This window comes from Escherichia sp. E13S3, from assembly GCF_004212325.1.
Classification (GTDB): domain Bacteria; phylum Pseudomonadota; class Gammaproteobacteria; order Enterobacterales; family Enterobacteriaceae; genus Escherichia.
In genome coordinates this window covers 83223-106053 of sequence record NZ_RHJR01000002.1, presented here as the reverse complement: position 1 = coordinate 106053, position 22831 = coordinate 83223, and the positions used below count along the sequence as shown (strand labels likewise).

Sequence of the window (22831 nt, the reverse complement as noted above, 5' to 3'; positions counted from 1 at the left end):
TTAAATAAGGAAAGAAGATGATTGAACAATTTTTCAGGCCCGACTCTGTCGAACAGGCGCTGGAACTGAAGCGCCGCTACCAGGATGAAGCCGTCTGGTTTGCCGGCGGCAGCAAACTCAACGCCACGCCAACCCGCACCGATAAAAAGATTGCCATTTCCTTACAGGATCTGGAACTGGACTGGGTTGACTGGGATAACGGCGCACTGCGTATTGGTGCAATGTCTCGCTTACAGCCACTGCGTGATGCGCGCTTTATTCCTGCGGCACTGCGCGAAGCACTCGGTTTTGTTTACTCTCGCCATGTTCGTAATCAGTCGACTATTGGTGGCGAAATCGCCGCCCGGCAGGAAGAATCGGTGTTGCTTCCCGTTCTGCTGGCTCTGGATGCTGAACTGGTTTTTGGCAATGGTGAAACACTGTCCATCGAAGAGTACCTGGCCTGCCCATGCGATCGCCTGCTAACCGAAATCATCATTAAAGATCCGTACCGCACCTGTGCGACTCGCAAAATTAGCCGTTCCCAGGCTGGATTAACGGTAGTGACGGCAGCCGTAGCGTTAACCGACCACGACGGTATGCGAATTGCGCTGGATGGCGTCACCAGTAAAGCACTGCGTCTGCACGATGTCGAAAAACAAAATCTGGAAGGCTATGCACTTGAACAGGCTGTCGCCAACGCCATTTTCCCGCAGGAAGATTTGCGGGGCAGCGTAGCCTATAAACGCTATATCACGGGAGTTCTGGTAGCCGACCTGTATGCCGACTGCCAACAGGCTGGGGAGGAAGCCGTATGAATATCCACTTTACTTTAAATGGCGCGCCCCAGGAGCTAAAAGCCAATCCTGGTGAGAACGTGCAAAAGCTGTTGTTTGGCATGGGTATGCACTCTGTGCGCAACAGTGATGATGGCTTCGGTTTTGCCGGTTCTGACGCGATTCTTTTTAACGGTAATATCCTTAACGCCTCCCTGTTGATAGCAGCACAGTTAGAAAACGCAGACATTCTCACCACTGAATCCTTAGGCAAATGGAATGAATTAAGTCTGGTTCAACAGGCAATGGTTGATGTCGGCGTGGTGCAGTCCGGTTATAACGATCCGGCTGCGGCTCTGATTATCACCGATCTTCTCGATCGCATCGCCACACCAACCCGCGAAGAGATCGACGACGCGCTTTCTGGTCTGTTCAGCCGCGATGCTGGCTGGCAGCAATACTACCAGGTCATTGAACTGGCGGTTGCACGTAAAAATAACCCACAGGCTACGATTGATATTGCCCCAACTTTCCGCGATGACCTTGAAGTTATTGGTAAACATTACCCAAAAACCGACGCTGCCAAAATGGTGCAGGCGAAACCCTGCTATGTTGAAGACCGCGTAACCGCTGACGCCTGCGTCATTAAAATGTTACGTAGCCCACACGCTCACGCACTGATTACTCATCTGGATGTCAGTAAAGCCGAGGCTTTACCGGGCGTTGTTCACGTTATTACTCACCTGAATTGCCCGGATATCTACTACACACCTGGTGGTCAGAGCGCACCAGAACCGTCACCGCTTGACCGCCGTATGTTCGGCAAGAAAATGCGTCACGTCGGCGATCGCGTGGCTGCGGTCGTCGCTGAAAGTGAAGAAATTGCGCTCGAAGCACTGAAGCTCATCGACGTTGAATATGAGGTGCTTAAGCCAGTAATGTCGATTGACGAGGCAATGGCGGAAGATGCGCCTGTCGTACACGATGAACCGGTGGTGTATGTTGCTGGTGCGCCAGATACTCTGGAAGACGATAACAGCCATGCAGCCCAGCGCGGCGAGCATATGATCATCAACTTCCCTATCGGTTCTCGCCCTCGCAAAAATATCGCCGCCAGTATTCATGGTCATATTGGTGATATGGACAAAGGCTTTGCCGACGCCGATGTGATCATTGAGCGGACCTATAACTCAACTCAGGCGCAGCAGTGCCCTACTGAAACACACATCTGCTTTACCCGCATGGACGGCGATCGTCTGGTTATCCACGCGTCCACTCAAGTACCGTGGCACCTGCGTCGCCAGGTTGCGCGTCTCGTGGGCATGAAACAGCATAAAGTTCATGTCATTAAAGAACGCGTAGGCGGCGGTTTTGGGTCTAAACAGGACATCCTGCTGGAAGAAGTGTGCGCCTGGGCAACCTGCGTGACCGGACGTCCGGTACTGTTCCGCTACACCCGCGAAGAAGAGTTTATTGCTAACACCTCTCGTCACGTCGCGAAAGTCACCGTCAAACTGGGGGCCAAAAAAGATGGTCGCCTGACGGCAGTGAAGATGGATTTCCGCGCCAACACAGGCCCTTACGGCAACCACTCACTCACCGTACCGTGTAACGGACCGGCGCTGTCGCTGCCGTTATATCCGTGCGATAACGTCGATTTCCAGGTCACCACCTACTACAGCAACATCTGCCCAAATGGTGCTTATCAGGGTTATGGCGCACCGAAAGGTAACTTCGCTATCACTATGGCATTAGCAGAACTGGCTGAACAGTTGCAGATCGACCAGCTGGAAATTATCGAACGTAACCGGGTACACGAAGGGCAAGAGCTGAAGATTCTCGGCGCAATTGGCGAAGGTAAAGCGCCAACCTCCGTTCCTTCTGCTGCCAGCTGCGCACTGGAAGAGATCCTGCGTCAGGGGCGTGAGATGATCCAATGGTCTTCACCTAAAGCGCAGGAAGGTGACTGGTGCGTGGGTCGTGGCGTCGCCATTATTATGCAGAAATCAGGTATCCCTGATATCGATCAGGCTAACTGCATGATCAAACTGGAATCAGACGGTACATTTATCGTCCATTCTGGTGGTGCTGACATTGGTACGGGTCTGGATACTGTAGTCACTAAACTGGCGGCCGAAGTGCTGCATTGTCCACCGCAGGACGTGCATGTTATCTCCGGTGATACCGATCATGCGTTGTTTGATAAAGGCGCGTATGCCTCGTCCGGCACTTGCTTCTCAGGCAACGCCGCACGTATGGCAGCGGAAAATTTACGCGAGAAAATCCTTTTCCACGGCGCGCAAATGTTGGGTGAGCCACTGGAAGATGTTCAACTGGCAACGCCGGGTGTCGTTCGCGGCAAGAAAGGCGAAGTCAGTTTCGGGGATATTGCCCATAAAGGCGAAACTGGTACTGGCTTTGGTTCACTGGTGGGAACAGCCAGTTACATCACGCCTGATTTCGCCTTCCCGTATGGGGCAAACTTCGCTGAAGTGGCCGTCAATACACGTACCGGTGAAATCCGCTTGGATAAATTCTACGCCTTGCTGGATTGCGGTACTCCGGTCAACCCGGAGTTAGCGTTGGGGCAGATCTACGGCGCTACCCTCCGAGCTATCGGCCACAGCATGAGCGAAGAGATCATTTATGACGCCAAAGGACACCCATTAACGCGTGATTTACGCAGCTATGGCGCGCCGAAAATTGGCGACATTCCGCGTGATTTCCGCGCTGTGCTGGTGCCGAGTGACGATAAAGTCGGCCCATTCGGGGCGAAATCAATCTCGGAGATCGGCGTGAACGGTGCAGCACCGGCAATTGCTACCGCAATTCACGATGCTTGCGGCATTTGGTTACGCGAATGGCATTTCACACCGGAGAAAATACTCACCGCACTGAAAAAAATATAAATAATAAATGGCCGCTTCGGCGGCCAGTTTCCCTTGTATTAAAGATAACTAATTAGTAACTGCGAAAATGAGATAAGTCGTTCTCAAGGCGTCCTGCGCCCCAAATTCGTGGGAATTTATTTTACTGATTCAGATGATCAAATTTACTTTATAAAGGAGTGAAGGGATGTCTGATATAAACCATGCAGGTTCTGACCTTATATTTGAACTGGAGGATCGCCCTCCTTTTCATCAGGCTATCGTTGGTGCCATTACCCATCTATTGGCAATTTTCGTCCCAATGGTAACACCCGCGCTAATTGTGGGGGCGGCCTTACAACTTTCCGCAGAAACCACTGCCTACCTGGTTTCTATGGCGATGATCGCTTCTGGTATTGGTACCTGGTTGCAGGTAAATCGCTATGGAATTATAGGTTCAGGTTTACTCTCTATTCAGTCAGTCAATTTTTCATTTGTGACAGTCATGATTGCGCTGGGTAGCAGCATGAAAAGCGACGGTTTTCATGAAGAGTTAATCATGTCGTCACTCCTCGGCGTCTCCTTCGTTGGCGCCTTTCTGGTGGTCGGAGCCTCTTTTATTCTTCCTTATTTACGCAGAGTAATTACTCCCACTGTCAGTGGTATTGTTGTACTGATGATCGGCTTAAGCCTGATTAAAGTTGGCATTATTGATTTTGGCGGTGGTTTTGCCGCCAAGAGCAGTGGCACGTTCGGCAACTACGAGCACCTTGGCGTTGGTTTACTGGTGCTGATTGTGGTTATTGGCTTTAACTGTTGTCGCAGTCCGCTACTACGTATGGGCGGAATCGCCATTGGTTTGTGCGTGGGTTATGCGGTTTCATTATGCCTTGGCATGGTGGACTTCAGCAGTTTACGCAATCTCCCCCTCATTACTATTCCCCATCCTTTCAAATACGGATTTAATTTCAACCTCCATCAGTTCCTGGTGGTCGGCACCATTTATCTGCTTAGTGTACTGGAAGCAGTAGGGGATATCACCGCCACAGCAATGGTTTCCCGCCGCCCTATCCAGGGAGAAGAATATCAGTCACGCCTGAAAGGCGGCGTGCTGGCAGATGGTCTGGTTTCGGTTATCGCCTCCGCCGTCGGTTCACTACCATTAACCACGTTTGCACAAAATAACGGTGTTATTCAGATGACCGGTGTCGCCTCACGTTATGTCGGGCGAACCATCGCGGTAATGCTGGTTATCCTCGGATTATTTCCGGTGATCGGTGGCTTCTTCACCACTATTCCCTCGGCAGTTCTGGGTGGTGCAATGACGTTGATGTTTTCCATGATTGCCATTGCGGGTATCCGCATCATTATTACCAACGGATTAAAGCGCCGTGAAACACTTATTGTCGCCACTTCTTTAGGTTTAGGACTTGGTGTTTCTTATGACCCCGAAATTTTTAAAATATTACCCGCCTCAATATATGTATTAGTTGAAAATCCTATTTGTGCCGGAGGCCTAACTGCGATTTTATTAAATATTATCCTCCCTGGTGGCTACCGACAGGAAAACGTTCTGCCGGGTATTACCTCAGTGGAAGAAATGGATTAACAGTAAAGGAGTCAATGATGTCAGGGGAACACACGTTAAAAGCAGTACGAGGCAGTTTTATTGATGTCATCCGTACGCTCGATAATCCAGAAGAGATCGCTTCTGCGCTGCGATTTATTGAGGATGGTTTATTACTCATTAAACAGGGGAAAGTGGAATGGTTTGGTGAATGGGAACAGGGCAAGCATCAAATCCCGGACACCATTCGCGTCCGTGATTATCGTGGCAAACTGATTGTACCGGGCTTTGTCGATACGCATATCCATTATCCGCAGAGTGAAATGGTCGGTGCCTATGGCGAGCAGTTACTGGAATGGCTGAATAAACACACCTTCCCTACTGAGCGCCGTTATGAGGATTTAGAGTACGCCCGCGAAATGTCGGCGTTCTTCATCAAGCAGCTTTTACGTAACGGAACCACCACGGCGCTGGTGTTTGGTACCGTCCATCCGCAATCCGTTGATGCGCTGTTTGAAGCCGCCAGTCATATCAATATGCGCATGATTGCCGGTAAGGTGATGATGGACCGCAACGCACCGGATTATCTGCTCGATACTGCCGAAAGCAGCTATCACCAAAGCAAAGAACTGATCGAACGCTGGCACAAAAATGGTCGTCTGTTATATGCCATTACGCCACGCTTCGCCCCAACATCTTCACCTGAACAGATGGCGATGGCGCAACGCCTGAAAGAAGAATATCCAGATACGTGGGTACATACCCATCTCTGTGAAAACAAAGATGAAATTGCCTGGGTGAAATCACTCTATCCTGAACATGATGGTTATCTGGATGTTTACCACCAGTACGGCCTGACAGGAAAAAACTGCGTCTTTGCTCACTGCGTCCATCTGGAAGAAAAAGAGTGGGATCGTCTTAGTGAAACCAAATCCAGCATCGCTTTCTGCCCAACCTCCAACCTTTACCTCGGCAGCGGCTTATTCAACTTGAAAAAAGCATGGCAGAAGAAAGTCAAAGTGGGCATGGGAACGGATATCGGTGCCGGAACAACTTTCAACATGCTGCAAACGCTGAACGAAGCCTACAAAGTGTTGCAATTACAAGGCTATCGCCTCTCGGCATATGAAGCGTTTTACCTGGCCACGCTCGGCGGAGCGAAATCTCTGGGCCTTGACGATTTGATTGGCAACTTTTTACCTGGCAAAGAGGCTGATTTCGTGGTGATGGAACCCACCGCCACGCCGCTACAGCAGCTGCGCTATGACAACTCTGTTTCTTTAGTCGACAAATTGTTCGTGATGATGACGTTGGGCGATGACCGTTCGATCTACCGCACCTACGTTGATGGTCGTCTGGTGTACGAACGCAACTAATAATAAAACCTTAAACATCCTCGTGAGGACATCATTATGTCTGGAGACATCCTACAAACACCGGACGCACCAAAGCCACAGGGCGCGCTGGATAGCTATTTTAAGATTACCGCTCGTGGCAGTACCGTTCGCCAGGAAGTTCTGGCAGGCTTAACCACATTTCTGGCGATGGTTTACTCCGTTATTGTCGTACCGGGAATGCTGGGTAAAGCAGGCTTTCCTCCCGCCGCGGTGTTTGTCGCCACCTGTCTGGTTGCGGGCTTCGGTTCCTTGCTGATGGGATTGTGGGCCAATTTGCCAATGGCGATCGGCTGCGCCATCTCCTTGACGGCATTTACCGCATTCAGTCTGGTTCTCGGACAACAAATTAGCGTTCCTGTCGCACTGGGCGCGGTCTTCCTGATGGGCCTCATCTTCACCGCCATCTCCGTAACCGGTATACGAACCTGGATCTTACGCAATTTACCAATGGGGATCGCCCACGGAACAGGCATCGGTATCGGCCTGTTCCTGCTGCTGATTGCAGCTAACGGCGTTGGTATGGTTATCAAAAACCCGATTGAAGGCTTACCGGTGGCGCTCGGGGCATTTACCTCTTTCCCTGTAATGATGAGCTTGCTGGGATTAGCGGTGATTTTTGGTCTGGAGAAGTGCCGCGTACCTGGAGGGATCTTACTGGTAATTATCGCCATCTCGATAATCGGCTTAATCTTTGATCCCGCGGTGAAATACCACGGTCTGGTGGCGATGCCGAGCCTGGCTGGCGAAGATGGTAAGTCGCTAATTTTCAGCCTCGACATTATGGGTGCACTCCAGCCAACAGTTCTCCCGAGTGTACTGGCACTGGTGATGACCGCCGTATTTGATGCCACCGGCACCATCCGCGCAGTAGCCGGTCAGGCGAATCTCCTGGATAAAGACAACCAGATAATCAACGGTGGTAAAGCCCTGACCAGCGATTCCGTCAGCTCGATATTTTCTGGGCTGGTGGGTGCTGCGCCTGCGGCGGTCTATATCGAATCTGCTGCAGGAACCGCAGCGGGTGGCAAAACAGGTCTGACAGCGACTATTGTTGGCTTACTGTTCCTGTTGATTCTGTTTTTATCACCGTTATCGTTTCTGATCCCCGGTTATGCCACAGCTCCCGCACTGATGTACGTGGGTCTGCTGATGCTAAGTAACGTCTCAAAACTGGACTTCAATGACTTTATTGATGCGATGGCGGGCCTGGTTTGCGCTGTCTTTATCGTCCTGACCTGTAATATCGTCACCGGCATTATGCTGGGCTTTGTAACTCTCGTAGTGGGTCGTGTTTTTGCTCGCGAATGGAACAAACTCAATATTGGTACTGTCATCATAACTGTCGCCCTGGTCGCGTTTTACGCGGGTGGTTGGGCTATCTAGAAGAACCTCCGCGCCATACAGCGCGGAGTTTTGTCAGAGTGGATTCTTGCCGCTGGCAGCAATACGCTGCTGGCGGACTCGCCTGAGTTCTCCTTCGGTTAACAACTGCAACGCCTGCGTCGGGCAAGATGCAACGCAAGCCGGTCCCTCTTCCCGCTGTTCGCAAAGGTCACATTTCACGATTTCTGGCCGAACATTTCCCGGCCACATTTGAATTGTGATCATCCCAAACGGACACGCGCTGACGCAACTCTGGCAGCCGATACAACGGGCAGAATTTGCCTGCACCACCTGCTCACCCATCGTCAGCGCCTGCACGGGGCAGGCCCCAACGCAAGGCGCGTTTTCGCACTGGTGACACATCACCGGAGCGCTAATTCGATCCAAACGCTGCACCTTTAAGCGAGGCAAAAAGAAGCTGGCATTTAAAGTCTGCTCTGACGGATGGGCGACAACACAGGCTACTTCACAAGTGCGGCAGCCAATACAGTCAGCCGGATTAACGATAATTAACGATTTCATCACGATGCCTTCGTATCAAACATAGTTAACATATCGCGCGCCGCCTGCCGTCCTGCCGCCATTGCAGTGACAACCAGATCCGCTCCATGAACCGCATCCCCCCCGGCAAAGACCTTTTTCAGATGCGTCTGAGTAGCGAAATATCCCGCGTCACCGGTTTTAATCAGTCCCCATTTATCGAGTTTTATTCCACTCCCCTGTAACCACGGCATTGCATGTGCCTGAAAACCAAACGCCATAATCAGAACATCGGCGGGCAGTTCAAACTCAGAGCCCGCCACCGGACGTGGACGACGGCGCCCATCTGGTCCCGGCTCGCCCATTGCGGTACGAATCAGGCCCACCGCAGTTAAACGCCCATCATCGTCACAAGCAATATATTGCGGCTGAACATTGAACTGAAACTCAACGCCTTCCTCGCGCGCGTTGACTACCTCTTTCCGCGAACCGGGCATACTGACTTCATCACGGCGATACGCGCAGGTCACGCTGGCAGCATTGAGGCGGATGGAAGTGCGCAAACAATCCATTGTCGTATCGCCGCCACCTAAAACCACGACGCGTTTACCTTCAACATCCGTCAGCGGATACTCTTCAGACTCCGGCAGTCCCATAAGCTGGCGGGTATGGGCAGTCAGGAACGGTAGCGCCTGAATGACGCCCGGCGCATCTTCATGCGGCAGATCTGCACGCATCATGCCGTAAGTCCCCACGCCGAGGAAAACAGCATCATATTCCGCCGTTAATTCGTTGAAAGAGATATCGCGGCCAATTTCACAATTGAGATGAAAGTCGATTCCCATTGCGGTGAATATCTCCCGCCGCTGGCTTAATACCATTTTATCGAGCTTGAACGGAGGAATGCCAAATGTCAGCATACCGCCAATTTCTGGATGGCGATCAAAGACATCAACATGAACACCCGCCCTCGCCAGAATGTCGGCACATCCCAGTCCCGCGGGTCCTGCGCCAATCACCGCCACTTTTTCTATGCGGGGAACAACCTGGCTGACATCAGGACGCCAGCCCATCGCCAGCGCAGTATCAGTAATATAGCGTTCCAGATTACCGATAGAGACTGCGCCAGAGTGATCTTTTAAAGTACATGCGCCTTCACAAAGCCGGTCCTGCGGACATACCCTACCGCAAATTTCCGGTAATGAACTGGTCTGGTGGCAGAGTTCTGCCGCTTCAATAATCTTCCCTTCCTGCACCAGGCGGACGTAATCAGGGATAGCGTTATGCAGCGGGCAATGCCAGTTACAGTTGGCTTTTTCGGCGCAATAGACACAACGGTCGCTTTCATACGCCGCTTGTTTTTGATCAAGGCCGCAATAAATTTCGCCAAAGTGGGTCTTCCGCTCGCTTGCTGTAACTTTATCCGCCCCTTTGCGTGGAGTGACAGGGAGCAATGCCTCGCGACGCGATGATTGTGGTTTTTCCGATGCTTTTCCCTCCGCCGTTCTGCGCTGTCGCAGCGTTTTCATCTGCTGCAAGCCGTTCTCATCCATCAGCCGCAACGCCTGGGTTGGGCAGACTTCAATACAGGCTTGCGCGCCGGAATTGCGCTGGTTACAAAGGTCACATTTCTGCGCAATAGCATCGACCATCTCAATTACCCCAAAGGGGCAAGCGATTGCGCATCTTTTACAACCAATGCATTTTTGTTCATCCAGTTGCACGCTATCGGGCTGAAAAGTCAGGGCATTTACCGGGCAAGCCGTAACGCAGGGGGCATTGTTGCAATGATGGCAAGCCACTGGATTTGCAGCCAGACCTTTCCCAACAACGTGGATACGGGGTCGAAAATCACCATGACTCTGCGGCCAGTTTTCTTGATTATGAGCCACCGCACAGGCAATTTCACAGGCATGACAGCCTATACATTCCGCAGCATCAGCAGCAATAAACTTGTTCATTTGCATCCCTTTCATTTGATGAGTTATGTCTTCTCAAATGTCGCAATGCAATAAACGGGCGTATATGAGGAAACGAGTCAGTTTTAATTATAATTTTGTGAGAGATATCAAATTATCGCCCCTCAATCTGTGCCGTTTTCAAGATTTAAACATCGCCGTTCAAAAAAATGCCATTCGGATAAAAAGTATTAAATACGAGAGTGCGACATGCCAGAATGATTAATGAAATATCAATATGAGAAAATTAAAGATAATTTCATTGTCTATTTTTATTCTCATTTTCTCGGTTTAATCCCGATTATGTGATTGCCCCCGCATTTCCATCTTGTAACGTCCCCTCCTTGTGAAAACTGGCATCCCACGAGCATGTCATTAAAGAGTTTTAGTGAACGTAAACGGTTGCTTTTTACTCTGGCGAGCGAAAGGAGAAAGACTGATGAGCGCCATAGATTCTCAAATTCCCTCATCTTCAGGGCAAGACCGCCCAACGGATGAGGTGGACCGCATATTATCACCAGGAAAGCTGATCATACTCGGTCTGCAACACGTCCTTGTTATGTACGCGGGCGCAGTCGCCGTCCCACTGATGATTGGTGACAGACTCGGACTCTCGAAAGAAGCTATCGCAATGCTGATTAGCTCCGATCTCTTTTGCTGCGGTATCGTCACATTATTGCAATGTATCGGCATTGGTCGCTTTATGGGGATTCGCCTGCCGGTGATTATGTCGGTGACTTTTGCGGCTGTAACGCCAATGATTGCCATTGGGATGAACCCGGATATCGGCCTGCTGGGGATTTTTGGTGCCACTATCGCCGCGGGTTTTATCACCACATTATTAGCGCCACTTATCGGTCGCTTGATGCCTTTATTTCCGCCACTGGTTACCGGTGTGGTTATTACTTCTATCGGGCTTAGCATCATTCAGGTGGGTATTGACTGGGCCGCCGGAGGTAAAGGGAATCCGCAATATGGTAATCCCGTTTATTTAGGTATCTCCTTTGCCGTCTTAATTTTTATCTTGCTCATTACTCGCTATGCGAAAGGATTTATGTCCAACGTCGCCGTATTACTGGGGATTGTATTTGGCTTTTTACTTTCGTGGATGATGAATGAAGTCAATTTATCCGGGCTACATGATGCTTCATGGTTTGCGATTGTTACGCCGATGTCGTTTGGTATGCCGATTTTCGATCCCGTTTCCATTCTGACCATGACCGCAGTGTTAATCATCGTATTTATTGAGTCGATGGGGATGTTCCTGGCATTGGGGGAAATTGTCGGTAGAAAACTTTCTTCACAAGACATTATTCGCGGGCTACGGGTAGATGGCATAGGGACAATGATTGGCGGCACGTTTAACAGCTTCCCGCATACTTCCTTTTCGCAAAACGTTGGCCTGGTCAGCGTGACGCGCGTTCACAGTCGCTGGGTGTGTATCTCTTCCGGGATTATATTAATCATGTTCGGGATGGTGCCCAAAATGGCGGTGCTGGTGGCTTCCATTCCGCAATTTGTACTAGGCGGTGCAGGATTAGTAATGTTCGGTATGGTGCTGGCGACGGGGATCCGCATTCTGTCGCGCTGTAACTACACCACCAACCGCTACAACCTGTATATCGTGGCTATTAGCCTTGGCGTGGGTATGACCCCAACGCTTTCTCATGATTTCTTTTCTAAGTTACCGGCGGTACTGCAACCGTTGTTACATAGCGGCATTATGTTGGCGACTATCAGCGCGGTGGTGCTGAATGTCTTTTTCAATGGTTATCAGCATCATGCCGATCTGGTGAAGGAATCTGTCTCTGATAAAGATTTAAAAGTCAGAACAGTGCGTATGTGGCTTTTGATGCGCAAGCTAAAGAAAAATGAGCATGGTGAATGATATGAACCTATTAATACGCACTATATTCAGTCTGTTATTACTCTTAATGATCTCCATTCCTGTCATTTCTGACTGCGTGGCAATGGCTATTGAAAGTCGCTTCAAATATATGATGCTGCTTTTTTAAATGACCTTTCTCTGTCAGCATCCGTTCAAAACGGGCGGATGCCGATAAACACTCACTTGGTTAATCATTTGACTCTTCAGTTATCTATAATAACGAGTGATTAGAATTACATGTGAGAAATTATGCAAACGGAACACGTCATTTTACTGAATGCACAGGGAGTCCCCTCGGGTACGCTGGAAAAATATGCCGCACACACGGCAGACACCCCCTTACATCTCGCGTTCTCCTGCTGGCTATTTAATGCTAAGGGACAACTGCTGGTTACCCGCCGCGCACTAAGCAAAAAAGCGTGGCCAGGCGTGTGGACTAACTCGGTGTGCGGTCATCCGCAACTGGGCGAAAGCAATGAAGAGGCGGTAATCCGCCGTTGCCGCTATGAACTGGGCGTGGAAATAACGTCACCCGAATCGGTTTATCCAGACTTCCACTATCGCGCCACTGACCCGAATGGCATTGTCGAAAATGAAATGTGTCCAGTCTTTGCCGCACGAATTACCAGCGCGTTACAGCCCAACGGTGATGAAGTGATGGATTATCAATGGTGTGATTTATCAGATGTTTTACGCGCTATTGATGCTACGCCGTGGGCGTTCAGTCCGTGGATGGTGATGCAGGCGACAAATCGCGAAGCCAGAAAACGATTATCTGCATTTACCCAGATTAAATAAAAAAACTCCGACGGTTGCCGAGGTAACAGATTGCTGACAATGTGCTCGCTGTTTTATGCCGGATGCGGCGTGAACGCCTTATCCGGCCTACAAAGTCGTGAAAATGCAATATATTGCAGAGGCGATGTAGGCCTGATAAGCGTAGCGCATCAGGCAATTTTGCATTTGCCAACAGTCATAACCCCGACATTTGCCGGGGTTGTGAGCATAACGTAATGCTTATTTTACCGGACGCATCGCCGGGAACAGAATAACGTCGCGGATGGTATGGCTGTTGGTGAACAGCATAACCATACGGTCGATACCAATACCCAGACCTGCTGTCGGCGGCAAACCATGTTCCAGTGCGGTGACGTAATCTTCGTCGTAGAACATTGCTTCGTCGTCGCCTGCATCTTTCGCGGCAACCTGATCCAGGAAGCGCTGCGCCTGATCTTCGGCATCGTTCAGCTCGCTAAAGCCGTTACCGATTTCACGACCACCGATAAAGAACTCAAAGCGGTCAGTGATTTCCGGGTTAACGTCGTTACGACGCGCCAGCGGAGAAACTTCTGCCGGATATTCAGTAATGAAGGTCGGCTGAATCAGATGTGCTTCTGCCACTTCTTCGAAGATCTCGGTAACGATACGACCCAGACCCCAGCTCTTCTCAACGTGGATGCCGATAGATTCAGCAATCGCTTTCGCAGAGTCGAAGTTGTCCAGATCCGCCATGTCGGTTTCCGGGCGATATTTCTTGATCGCTTCACGCATGGTCAGTTTTTCGAACGGTTTACCGAAGTCCAGCGTCACGTCGCCGTAGGTCACTTCCGTCTTACCGAGAATATCCTGTGCCAGAGTTCGGAACAGCGATTCGGTCAGCTCGATCAGATCTTTGTAATCTGCGTAAGCCATATAGAGTTCCATCATGGTGAACTCTGGGTTATGACGTACGGAAATACCTTCGTTACGGAAGTTACGGTTGATTTCGAATACACGCTCGAAGCCACCGACCACCAGACGCTTGAGGTACAGTTCCGGCGCGATACGCAGGTACATATCGAGATCCAGCGCGTTGTGATGGGTGATAAACGGACGCGCAGCGGCACCGCCAGGGATCACCTGCATCATCGGCGTTTCAACTTCCATAAAGCCGCGGTTCACCATGAACTGGCGAATACCAGAGAGGATCTGCGAGCGCACTTTAAAGGTGTTACGGGATTCATCGTTAGAGATGAGATCCAGATAACGCTGACGATAGCGCGCTTCCTGATCCTGCAAGCCGTGGAATTTATCCGGCAGCGGACGCAGTGCTTTGGTCAGCAGACGCAGCTCGGTGCAGTGGATAGACAGTTCGCCGGTTTTGGTTTTGAACAGCTTACCTTTCGCGCCGAGGATGTCGCCGAGGTCCCATTTTTTGAACTGCTCGTTGTAAACGCCTTCCGGGAGATCGTCACGGGCAACGTACAGCTGAATGCGACCGCCAACGTCCTGAAGGGTCACGAAGGAGGCTTTACCCATAATACGGCGGGTCATCATGCGGCCAGCAACGGCAACTTCGATGTTCAGCGCTTCCAGTTCTTCGTTCTCTTTACCGTCGAATTCTGCGTGCAATTGGTCAGAGGTATGATCGCGACGGAAATCGTTCGGGAAGGCAATCCCCTGCTCGCGCAGGTTCGCCAGCTTCTCACGACGCGTTTTCAGTTCATTGTTAAGATCGACTACCGCGTCAGCGCCCTGTGCGTGTTGTTCAGACATGTTGGTTCCTCATAACCCTGCTTTCAAACTTGCTTCGATAAATTGATCCAGACTGCCGTCCAGCACGGCCTGCGTGTTGCGGGTTTCTACCCCAGTGCGCAGATCTTTAATGCGGGAGTCATCAAGGACATAAGAACGAATCTGGCTGCCCCAGCCGATGTCGGACTTGGTGTCTTCCATCGCCTGTTTCTCGGCATTCTTCTTCTGCATCTCCAGTTCATAAAGCTTCGCTTTCATCTGCTTCATGGCCTGGTCTTTGTTCTTGTGCTGGGAACGGTCGTTCTGGCACTGGGTCACGATCCCGGTCGGGATGTGAGTAATACGCACCGCAGATTCGGTACGGTTAACGTGCTGACCGCCCGCGCCGGACGCGCGATAAACGTCAATGCGCAGATCCGCCGGGTTGATTTCGATATCAATATCATCATCAACTTCCGGGTAAACAAACGCGGAGCTGAACGACGTGTGGCGACGACCGCCGGAGTCAAACGGGCTCTTACGCACCAGGCGGTGAACGCCAGTTTCTGTACGCAGCCAGCCGTAAGCGTAATCGCCGGAGATTTTGATCGTCACGGATTTAATACCCGCCACTTCACCTTCCGACTCTTCGATGATTTCAGTTTTGAAACCACGCGATTCTGCCCAGCGCAGATACATACGCTCAAGCATGCTCGCCCAGTCCTGTGCTTCCGTACCGCCAGATCCCGCCTGAATATCGAGGTAGCAGTCGGCGCTGTCATATTCGCCAGAGAACATACGGCGGAACTCAAGCTGCGCCAGTTTTTCTTCCAGGGCATCGAGTTCAGCAACGGCTTCATTAAAGGTTTCTTCGTCGTCAGCTTCTACAGCCAGTTCCAGCAGACCAGAAACATCTTCCAGCCCCTGTTTCATTTGGTCGAGGGTGTCGACAACGGCTTCGAGGGAGGAACGCTCTTTACCCAGCGCCTGTGCGCGTTCGGGTTCGTTCCAGACATCCGGCTGTTCCAGCTCGGCGTTTACTTCTTCCAGACGCTCTTTCTTGGCGTCATAGTCAAAGATACCCCCTAAGAACGTCGGAGCGTTCCGTGAGGTCCTGAATGCGATTATTTACCGGATTAATTTCAAACATGGTCTGATTTCTTTTATTGAGCTAGTCAAAATGCGGTGATAAGAGCGGGATTGTACCCAATCCACGCTCTTTTTTATAGAGAAGATGACGCTAAATTGGCCAGATATTGTCGATGATAATTTGCAGGCTGCGGTTGCCGCGAAACTCGTTGATATCGAGCTTGTACGCCAGTTGCACTTCGCGCACGCCGTTATCCGGCCAGAGGGCGGTATCGACATTAAAAGCAATACCATCCAGCAGTGGACCGCCGCCGACCGGTTCGACCATCACCTTCAAATGACGCTCGCCTACCAACCGCTGTTGCAGCAGGCGGAAATGGCCATCAAACAATGGTTCCGGGAACATCTGCCCCCACGGGCCAGCATCACGTAGCAGCTGCGCCACTTCCATGGTCATCTCTTCAGCGCTTAACGGGCCGTCGGAGACGACTTCACCCTGTAATAATGCGGGGTCCAGCCACTCGGTAACCAGTTCGCCAAAGCGTTGCTGAAAAAGTTCGAATTTATCCTCTTCCAGCGACAGGCCTGCCGCCATCGCATGGCCGCCAAACTTGAGCATCATGCCGGGGTAGAGTGTGTCTAATCGCTCCAGCGCATCACGCATATGCAGCCCCTGAATGGAGCGACCGGAACCTTTCAGCGTACCATCACCCGCAGGCGCAAACGCAATAACCGGACGGTGAAAACGCTCTTTAATACGCGAAGCCAGAATACCGACAACCCCCTGATGCCATTCAGGATGATACATTGCCAGCCCGCCGGGCAGCGTGTCGCGACTGCGCTCCAGTTTCTCGCACAGAGTCAGCGCCTCAACCTGCATTCCCTGTTCAATCTCTTTGCGCGTCTGGTTTAGGGCGTCGAGTTCATTTGCCAGCACACGCGCTTCGCCGATGTTGTCGCACAGCAACAGCGCTACTCCGACGGACATATCATCCAGTCGCCCGGCAGCATTGAGACGTGGCCCCAGCGCAAAACCTAAATCGCTGGCGGCGAGTTTTTGCGGATCGCGGTTTGCTACTTCCAGCAGAGCTTTAATCCCCGGACGGCACTTCCCGGCACGGATGCGACTCATCCCCTGCCAGGTCAGGATACGGTTATTCGCATCCAGCGGCACCACGTCCGCCACCGTCCCGAGCGCTACCAGATCCAGCAATTCCGCCAGATTAGGGATTGCAATGCCACGCTCATCAAACCAGCCCTGATCGCGCAAAAAGGTGCGCAGCGCCAGCATCAGATAAAATGCGACGCCTACGCCTGCCAGTGACTTCGATGGAAAGTCGCAGTCACGCAAGTTAGGGTTAATAATGGCTTCCGCCGCGGGTAACGTATCGCCCGGCAAATGGTGATCGGTAACAATAACCGGAATGCCCAGCGTGCGAGCATGTTCAACGCCCGCGTGAGAGGAAATGCCGTTATCCACCGTCACAATCAACTGCGCGCCACGGGCATGCGCTTGCTCAACCACTTCCGGACTTAAGCCATAACCGTCTTCAAAACGGTTCGGCACCAGGAAGTCGATGTTGGCGCAGCCAAGCGAACGCATCGCCAGCACGCTAAGGGCGGTACTGGTGGCGCCGTCGGCGTCGAAATCTCCGACCACAATTATCCGCGTTCCTTCGCGAAAAGCGTTGTAAAGGATCTCAACGGCCTTTTCGACGCCGCTCAGTTGCTGCCAGGGCAGCATGCCTTTAACACCGCGTTCCAGTTCCTGCGCGCTACGCACGCCCCGGCTGGCGTATAAACGACGCAGCAAGGGCGGCAGATCAGCAGGCAGGTCTGCCGTTTCATCGATTTCACGGCGACGAAGTTTTATCTGTTGTTTCACGCGAATTATTTACCGCTGGTCATTTTCTGGTGTTCGTCGAGGAATTCTTTCATGTCTTTCGGCGGCTGGTAGCCCGGCACCAGAGTACCGTTGCTCAGCACAATTGCCGGAGTACCACTGACGCCAAGCTGGACGCCAAGCGCGTAATGGTTGGCAATATCCACGTCGCAACTGGCTGGCGCGACGCTTTTACCCGCCATCACATCATCAAACGCTTTGTTTTTATCTTTCGCACACCAGATGGCTTTCATTTGTTGCTCAGCCTGGCTCTCCAACCCCTGGCGCGGGAAAGCGAGATAACGCACGGTGATCCCCAGCGCGTTGTAGTCTGCCATCTGCTCATGCAGCTTGTGGCAGTAGCCACAAGTAATATCGGTGAACACGGTGATGACGTGTTTTTCCTGCGGCGCTTTATAAACAATCATATCTTTTTCAAGCGCGTTCAGTTGCTTTAACAGCATCTTATTGGTGACATTGACCGGAGCTGTGCCGCTAACGTCATACATTGGCCCCTGAATGATATGTTTACCATCATCGGTGATGTACAGCACACCGCTGTTAGTCAGAACTGTCTTCATGCCAGCCACGGGTGCGGGCTGAATATCGCTGCTTTTGATGCCCATTTTGGCTAACGTTTGTTGAATTGCCGCGTCATCCGCCTGAACAAAGCCTGAAAACGCCGCCAAAAAAGTAAACAACATAAAACCTTTCTTCATAAATCTTCCCGTTCTTTTCAGACATCACGCCCGTGGGTGATGCTGTTGATGAAGTTGCCGCAGACGCTCGGTAGCGACATGCGTATAAATTTGCGTGGTGGAGAGATCGCTATGGCCCAACAACATCTGCACCACGCGTAGGTCCGCACCATGATTTAACAAATGAGTGGCAAAGGCATGACGCAACACATGCGGTGACAGCTTTTCGCTATCGATACCCGCCAGCACGGCATAATGTTTAATGCGGTGCCAAAAGGTCTGGCGCGTCATCTGCTGAGCGCGCTGGCTGGGAAACAGCACGTCAATCGACACACCGTTCAATAGCCATGGTCGCCCGTGTTCCAGATAGTTTTCCAGCCAGTAGACCGCCTCTTCACCTAACGGCACAAGACGCTCTTTGTTGCCTTTACCAATGACCCGTACCACGCCCTGGCGCAGACTAATGTCGCTCATTGTCAGCCCAACCAGTTCCGAGACACGCAGCCCGGTAGCATACAGCACTTCGAGCATGGCTTTATCGCGAAGCTCCAGAGGCTGATCGACTAAAGGTGCCTGTAATAATCTTTCAACCTGCGCTTCGCTTAAATCTTTCGGCAAACGCTGGGGCAATTTCGGCGAAGCCAGATGCGCACTGGGATCGTCTTCACGAAATTTTTCGCGATAAAGATACTGGAACAATCGGCGCACTGCACTCAGCAAACGCGCTGAACTGGTGGCTTTATACCCGCCCTCCAGCCGTTCTGCCAGTAATGCCTGCAAATCGTCACTTTGTGCCGTTGCCAGCGTCAGCCCACGATGATGCAACCACTCCACCATCATTGACAGATCGCGACGGTATGCGTTCAACGTATTTTCGGCGAGATTTTTTTCCAGCCACAGGGCATCCAGAAACTGCTCGATGCGTGCCAGATCTTGTTTCACTTGCGCCCCTTATCGTTACTCGTTTGATCCATTATGCCTTATTGTGCCGTGACTAAAGCGATTCTGATACACTAGCCGCAAAAGCCACAGCAGAATCGAGAAGCTTACGTTATGAATATGGGTCTTTTTTACGGTTCCAGCACCTGTTACACCGAAATGGCGGCGGAAAAAATCCGCGATATTATCGGCCCAGAACTGGTGACCTTACATAACCTCAAGGACGACTCCCCGAAATTAATGGAGCAGTACGATGTGCTCATTCTGGGTATCCCGACCTGGGATTTTGGCGAAATCCAGGAAGACTGGGAAGCCGTCTGGGATCAGCTCGACGACCTGAACCTCGACGGTAAAATTGTTGCGTTATATGGGCTTGGTGATCAGCTGGGATACGGCGAGTGGTTCCTTGATGCGCTCGGCATGCTGCATGACAAACTCTCGACCAAAGGCGTGAAGTTCGTCGGCTACTGGCCAACGGAAGGATATGAGTTTACCAGCCCGAAACCGGTGATTGCTGACGGACAGCTGTTCGTGGGTCTGGCGCTGGATGAAACTAACCAGTATGACCTTAGCGACGAGCGTATTCAGAGCTGGTGTGAGCAAATCCTTAACGAAATGGCAGAGTATTACGCCTGATGTGACTGACGGCTTTGCGCATTAGCGTTGCCGTCATGTTTACCTTTGCGTCTCTTGTTGCAACAAAATTCGCCGTAAATCCCGCCATTCGGCTTCGTCCATGCTGTCTGCTGCCAGCCATAAATGTTGACGTTTGCCACTATCAGCGCGTAAACGCAACATCATACCGCTTTTAATCATCCATGGCGCTTTGACGATGCTCCACTCCTGTCCTTGCCAACGCAAACGCCCGTCCATCAACAGGCGAATTTCCCCCTGACGAGCATTAATGCGCCGCTGGCTGCGAACGCAATCAAACACCACCAGCGAAAGCAACACCATCCATAACGGGGTGTAACTGAGCGGCCAGGGCATGAGTAAAATAACAGCGGCAACCAGCCCATGAATCAGCAAGGAAAGCCACTGTGCGCGCCAGGAGACGCGCAGATCAGATTGCCACAGGACCACGTTCCCGGTTCCGTGTCTGGATAAGTCGGACCATCATTTCCAGTTCTGCATCGGCCGGTTTACCGTGATTCATCAGCCAGTTGAACAGGTCCGGGTCGTCGCATTCCAGCAGACGAATAAAGATGCGTTTTTCGTCATCACTTAAGCTGTCGTACTCATGTTCGAAAAACGGCATGATTGAAATATCGAGTTCGCGCATACCACGGCGGCATGCCCAATGAATGCGGGCTTTGTTGTTAATGTCCATCTTCTTCCTGTCTCACGAAAATCCAGTACCTGGCTATTGTAACGTGTTTTTCGACTTCTTTTGCGGGAATATCGGTAAACACAATCGCGATCGCGAAATTAATCCGCAACAATTCAATAGCTTCATTTTTTTGGATGTCGCCTCGCAAAGCATATCAGAAGGCACAGATCGCGTAGTGAAAGCACTTGCATTGCCTCATAGCTCTTTTACCATTAGTCATTAATACGCCGTTTGTTACACAGGACTCCATTATGGCTTTTACACCTTTTCCTCCCCGTCAGCCTATGGCTTCTGCCCGTTTACCACTGACGCTGATGACGCTTGATGACTGGGCGCTTGCCACCATTACTGGCGCGGACAGCGAAAAATATATGCAGGGTCAGGTGACAGCAGACGTCAGCCAGATGTCAGAAGACCAGCATTTGCTCGCCGCGCATTGCGACGCCAAAGGTAAAATGTGGAGCAATTTGCGTCTGTTCCGCGATGGCGACGGCTTTGCATGGATTGAACGCCGCAGCGTGCGTGATTCGCAGCTGACTGAACTGAAAAAATATGCGGTGTTTTCTAAAGTGACCATCGTGCCAGACGATGAACGTGTGCTGCTCGGTGTTGCCGGTTTTCAGGCACGCGCCGCGCTGGAAAATCTCTTCAGAGAAATGCCTTCGAAGGAAAAACAGGTAGTCAGAGAAGGTGCGACCACACTGCTATGGTTTGAACATCCGGCAGAACGTTTTCTGATCGTAACCGATGAAGCTACTGCCAATATGCTGACCGATAAACTGCGCGGTGAAGCGGAACTGAACAATAGCCAACAGTGGCTGGCATTAAACATTGAAGCAGGTTTTCCGGTGATTGATGCCGCCAACAGCGGGCAGTTTATCCCACAGGCGACCAACCTCCAGGCGCTGGGCGGTATCAGCTTTAAGAAAGGCTGCTATACCGGACAAGAGATGGTGGCACGAGCAAAATTCCGTGGTGCCAACAAACGCGCGCTCTGGTTGCTGACAGGTAGTGCCAGCCGACTGCCGGAAGCTGGTGAAGACTTAGAGCTGAAAATGGGCGAGAACTGGCGTCGTACTGGTACGGTGCTGGCTGCGGTAAAACTGGAAGATGGTCAGGTCGTGGTACAGGTCGTCATGAATAACGATATGGAACCGGACAGCATCTTCCGCGTGCGCGACGATGCGAATACATTGCGTATCGAGCCGCTGCCGTATTCGCTGGAAGAGTAAATCGCTGTATCGCTTCGGGCATCTATTGCCTGATGCGACGCTGGCGCGTCTTATCAGGCCTTCAACTTGGTGCCTTTTTCACAAGTGGGAAGCGGCCCGTAGGCTGGATAAGGCGTTCACGCCGCATCCGGCAGTTGCGCTCCGATGCCTGATGCGACGCTGGTGTGTCTTTTCAGGCCGACAAAGGCACAGCCATTACGGCTGTCCAATATACAAATAGATCGCCAGGAAATGGCACACACTACCGCCGAGTACAAAGCCGTGCCAGATGGCGTGGTTGTAGGGGATGCGTTTGCAGACGTAGAAAATCACCCCAAGCGAGTAAACCACACCGCCTACCGCCAGTAAGGTAACGCTGCCCGCCGCGAGCTTAACTGCCATTTCATAAATCACCACCAGTGACAGCCAGCCCATCGCCAGATAAGTCACCAGAGATAAAATTTTGAATCGGTGCGCGATGGTCAGTTTGAACAGAATCCCCAGCAATGCCAGGCTCCAGATAACAATCATCAACCCGCGCGCTAACGGAGAATCCAGCCCCACCAGCAAAAACGGCGTGTAGGTTCCGGCAATCAACAAGTAAATGGCGCAATGGTCAAATTTCTTCAGCCACATTTTTGCCCGTTGATGAGGAATGGCGTGATAAAGCGTCGAAGCGAGGAACAGCAGGATCATACTGCCGCCATAGAGGCTGTAACTGGTTATCGCTGTGGCACTGGCATTGAGATCCACCGCCTGAACCAGTAGCAACACCAGCCCAACGATACCAAACACCAGCCCAATGCCGTGACTGATGCTGTTGGCAATTTCCTCTGCCAGCGAATATCCCTGCTTAATGAGAGGCTTCTGAACCATAACTTACTCCGGAGAAAC

At 51.5% G+C, this 22831-nt stretch carries 20 protein-coding genes and 1 pseudogene; 11 read left to right on the top strand and 10 right to left on the bottom strand.

Going from position 1 to position 22831, the window contains the following annotated elements; genetic code table 11:
- Positions 1-17 precede the first annotated feature (17 nt).
- The 5 genes from ygfM to ghxQ all read left to right on the top strand — a co-directional run bounded on the left by ygfM (position 18) and on the right by ghxQ (position 7969).
- A complete protein-coding gene (ygfM, locus tag D9597_RS01720; protein WP_130221469.1) occupies positions 18-797 on the top strand; it encodes a molybdopterin-dependent oxidoreductase FAD-binding subunit in 780 nt (259 codons plus the stop codon).
- Positions 794-3664: a molybdopterin-dependent oxidoreductase Mo/Fe-S-binding subunit gene (locus tag D9597_RS01715; protein WP_130221468.1), complete on the top strand. Its 2871-nt coding sequence runs from the start codon at positions 794-796 to the stop codon at positions 3662-3664. Before ygfM ends, D9597_RS01715 begins: the two co-directional genes overlap by 4 nt.
- Before the next feature lie 166 nt (positions 3665-3830).
- A complete protein-coding gene (gene xanQ / locus D9597_RS01710) occupies positions 3831-5231 on the top strand; it encodes a xanthine/proton symporter XanQ (protein ID WP_130217932.1) in 1401 nt (466 codons plus the stop codon).
- A 17-nt stretch (positions 5232-5248) separates the two neighbouring features.
- Positions 5249-6565: a guanine deaminase gene (gene guaD / locus D9597_RS01705; protein WP_130221583.1), complete on the top strand. Its 1317-nt coding sequence runs from the start codon at positions 5249-5251 to the stop codon at positions 6563-6565.
- A gap of 36 nt (positions 6566-6601) precedes the next feature.
- A complete protein-coding gene (gene ghxQ / locus D9597_RS01700) occupies positions 6602-7969 on the top strand; it encodes a guanine/hypoxanthine transporter GhxQ (protein WP_130221467.1) in 1368 nt (455 codons plus the stop codon).
- A gap of 33 nt (positions 7970-8002) precedes the next feature.
- Here ghxQ and D9597_RS01695 read toward each other — a convergent pair whose 3' ends face one another.
- Both D9597_RS01695 and ygfT read right to left on the bottom strand, forming a co-directional pair.
- Complete coding sequence (locus D9597_RS01695; RefSeq protein ID WP_130221466.1) at positions 8003-8491, bottom strand: 4Fe-4S dicluster domain-containing protein; 489 nt, start codon at positions 8489-8491, stop codon at positions 8003-8005.
- Positions 8491-10410, bottom strand: coding sequence for a formate-dependent uric acid utilization protein YgfT (ygfT, locus tag D9597_RS01690; RefSeq protein WP_130221465.1), 1920 nt, complete (start codon positions 10408-10410; stop codon positions 8491-8493). Before ygfT ends, D9597_RS01695 begins: the two co-directional genes overlap by 1 nt.
- A 436-nt stretch (positions 10411-10846) precedes the next feature.
- Between ygfT and uacT the strand changes: the two genes are divergently transcribed.
- The 4 genes and pseudogenes from uacT to D9597_RS23500 form a co-directional block, all read left to right on the top strand.
- On the top strand, positions 10847-12295 hold the full coding sequence (uacT, locus tag D9597_RS01685; protein ID WP_130221464.1) for a urate/proton symporter UacT: 1449 nt from the start codon (positions 10847-10849) through the stop codon (positions 12293-12295).
- Between the two features lies 1 nt (position 12296).
- Positions 12297-12422 carry a hypothetical protein gene (locus D9597_RS01680; protein ID WP_130217940.1) on the top strand — a complete coding sequence of 42 codons (126 nt, stop codon included), beginning with the start codon at positions 12297-12299 and terminating at the stop codon, positions 12420-12422.
- 122 nt (positions 12423-12544) lie between these two features.
- A complete protein-coding gene (idi, locus tag D9597_RS01670) occupies positions 12545-13093 on the top strand; it encodes an isopentenyl-diphosphate Delta-isomerase (RefSeq protein WP_130221463.1) in 549 nt (182 codons plus the stop codon).
- Positions 13094-13150: 57 nt separating this feature from the next.
- Positions 13151-13249 (top strand): annotated as a pseudogene (locus D9597_RS23500) (hypothetical protein); the annotation flags it as partial.
- Between the two features lie 63 nt (positions 13250-13312).
- On the opposite strand, the gene lysS reads toward D9597_RS23500, so the two are convergent.
- The 5 genes from lysS to xerD form a co-directional block, all read right to left on the bottom strand.
- Positions 13313-14830 (bottom strand): lysine--tRNA ligase, encoded by a 1518-nt coding sequence (gene lysS / locus D9597_RS01660; protein WP_000003071.1) that lies wholly within the window; start codon positions 14828-14830, stop codon positions 13313-13315.
- A gap of 9 nt (positions 14831-14839) precedes the next feature.
- A protein-coding gene (gene prfB, locus D9597_RS01655) for a peptide chain release factor 2 (RefSeq protein WP_096179399.1) occupies positions 14840-15938 on the bottom strand; the annotation gives its coding sequence in 2 pieces (ribosomal slippage) (positions 14840-15862 and positions 15864-15938; 1098 coding nt in all).
- A gap of 90 nt (positions 15939-16028) precedes the next feature.
- Positions 16029-17762 (bottom strand): single-stranded-DNA-specific exonuclease RecJ, encoded by a 1734-nt coding sequence (gene recJ, locus D9597_RS01650; RefSeq protein WP_130221462.1) that lies wholly within the window; start codon positions 17760-17762, stop codon positions 16029-16031.
- A gap of 5 nt (positions 17763-17767) precedes the next feature.
- Positions 17768-18478, bottom strand: coding sequence for a bifunctional protein-disulfide isomerase/oxidoreductase DsbC (gene dsbC / locus D9597_RS01645; protein WP_130217946.1), 711 nt, complete (start codon positions 18476-18478; stop codon positions 17768-17770).
- Between the two features lie 24 nt (positions 18479-18502).
- A complete protein-coding gene (xerD, locus tag D9597_RS01640; RefSeq protein ID WP_064529792.1) occupies positions 18503-19399 on the bottom strand; it encodes a site-specific tyrosine recombinase XerD in 897 nt (298 codons plus the stop codon).
- A gap of 111 nt (positions 19400-19510) precedes the next feature.
- Between xerD and fldB the strand changes: the two genes are divergently transcribed.
- Entirely contained in the window at positions 19511-20032 is a 522-nt protein-coding gene (fldB, locus tag D9597_RS01635) for a flavodoxin FldB (protein WP_130217948.1), read from the top strand.
- Between the two features lie 39 nt (positions 20033-20071).
- Here the strand turns inward: fldB and D9597_RS01630 are convergent, their stop codons facing one another.
- Both D9597_RS01630 and sdhE read right to left on the bottom strand, forming a co-directional pair.
- The gene (locus tag D9597_RS01630) at positions 20072-20479 is read right to left on the bottom strand and encodes a protein YgfX (protein ID WP_064529790.1); all 408 of its coding nucleotides are present in this window, start codon (positions 20477-20479) and stop codon (positions 20072-20074) included.
- Positions 20460-20726, bottom strand: coding sequence for an FAD assembly factor SdhE (gene sdhE / locus D9597_RS01625; RefSeq protein WP_000354046.1), 267 nt, complete (start codon positions 20724-20726; stop codon positions 20460-20462). The genes D9597_RS01630 and sdhE overlap by 20 nt, the downstream gene beginning before the upstream one ends.
- Positions 20727-20977: 251 nt before the next feature.
- Here sdhE and ygfZ point away from each other — a divergent pair, with 251 nt between their 5' ends.
- Positions 20978-21958: a tRNA-modifying protein YgfZ gene (gene ygfZ, locus D9597_RS01620; RefSeq protein ID WP_130221461.1), complete on the top strand. Its 981-nt coding sequence runs from the start codon at positions 20978-20980 to the stop codon at positions 21956-21958.
- Between the two features lie 195 nt (positions 21959-22153).
- Here ygfZ and D9597_RS01615 read toward each other — a convergent pair whose 3' ends face one another.
- Positions 22154-22813, bottom strand: coding sequence for a hemolysin III family protein (locus tag D9597_RS01615; RefSeq protein WP_130217956.1), 660 nt, complete (start codon positions 22811-22813; stop codon positions 22154-22156).
- Positions 22814-22831 lie beyond the last annotated feature (18 nt).

Excerpts from the sequence above, each read along its gene's own strand:
- ygfM (WP_130221469.1), top strand. The coding sequence starts at position 18 with ATGATTGAACAATTTTTCAGGCCCGACTCTGTCGAACAGGCGCTGGAA.
- D9597_RS01715 (WP_130221468.1), top strand. The coding sequence starts at position 794 with ATGAATATCCACTTTACTTTAAATGGCGCGCCCCAGGAGCTAAAAGCC.
- xanQ (WP_130217932.1), top strand. The coding sequence starts at position 3,831 with ATGTCTGATATAAACCATGCAGGTTCTGACCTTATATTTGAACTGGAG.
- guaD (WP_130221583.1), top strand. The coding sequence starts at position 5,249 with ATGTCAGGGGAACACACGTTAAAAGCAGTACGAGGCAGTTTTATTGAT.
- ghxQ (WP_130221467.1), top strand. The coding sequence starts at position 6,602 with ATGTCTGGAGACATCCTACAAACACCGGACGCACCAAAGCCACAGGGC.
- D9597_RS01695 (WP_130221466.1), bottom strand. The coding sequence starts at position 8,491 with ATGAAATCGTTAATTATCGTTAATCCGGCTGACTGTATTGGCTGCCGC.
- ygfT (WP_130221465.1), bottom strand. The coding sequence starts at position 10,410 with ATGAACAAGTTTATTGCTGCTGATGCTGCGGAATGTATAGGCTGTCAT.
- uacT (WP_130221464.1), top strand. The coding sequence starts at position 10,847 with ATGAGCGCCATAGATTCTCAAATTCCCTCATCTTCAGGGCAAGACCGC.
- D9597_RS01680 (WP_130217940.1), top strand. The coding sequence starts at position 12,297 with ATGAACCTATTAATACGCACTATATTCAGTCTGTTATTACTCTTAATG.
- idi (WP_130221463.1), top strand. The coding sequence starts at position 12,545 with ATGCAAACGGAACACGTCATTTTACTGAATGCACAGGGAGTCCCCTCG.
- lysS (WP_000003071.1), bottom strand. The coding sequence starts at position 14,830 with ATGTCTGAACAACACGCACAGGGCGCTGACGCGGTAGTCGATCTTAAC.
- dsbC (WP_130217946.1), bottom strand. The coding sequence starts at position 18,478 with ATGAAGAAAGGTTTTATGTTGTTTACTTTTTTGGCGGCGTTTTCAGGC.
- fldB (WP_130217948.1), top strand. The coding sequence starts at position 19,511 with ATGAATATGGGTCTTTTTTACGGTTCCAGCACCTGTTACACCGAAATG.
- sdhE (WP_000354046.1), bottom strand. The coding sequence starts at position 20,726 with ATGGACATTAACAACAAAGCCCGCATTCATTGGGCATGCCGCCGTGGT.
- ygfZ (WP_130221461.1), top strand. The coding sequence starts at position 20,978 with ATGGCTTTTACACCTTTTCCTCCCCGTCAGCCTATGGCTTCTGCCCGT.
- D9597_RS01615 (WP_130217956.1), bottom strand. The coding sequence starts at position 22,813 with ATGGTTCAGAAGCCTCTCATTAAGCAGGGATATTCGCTGGCAGAGGAA.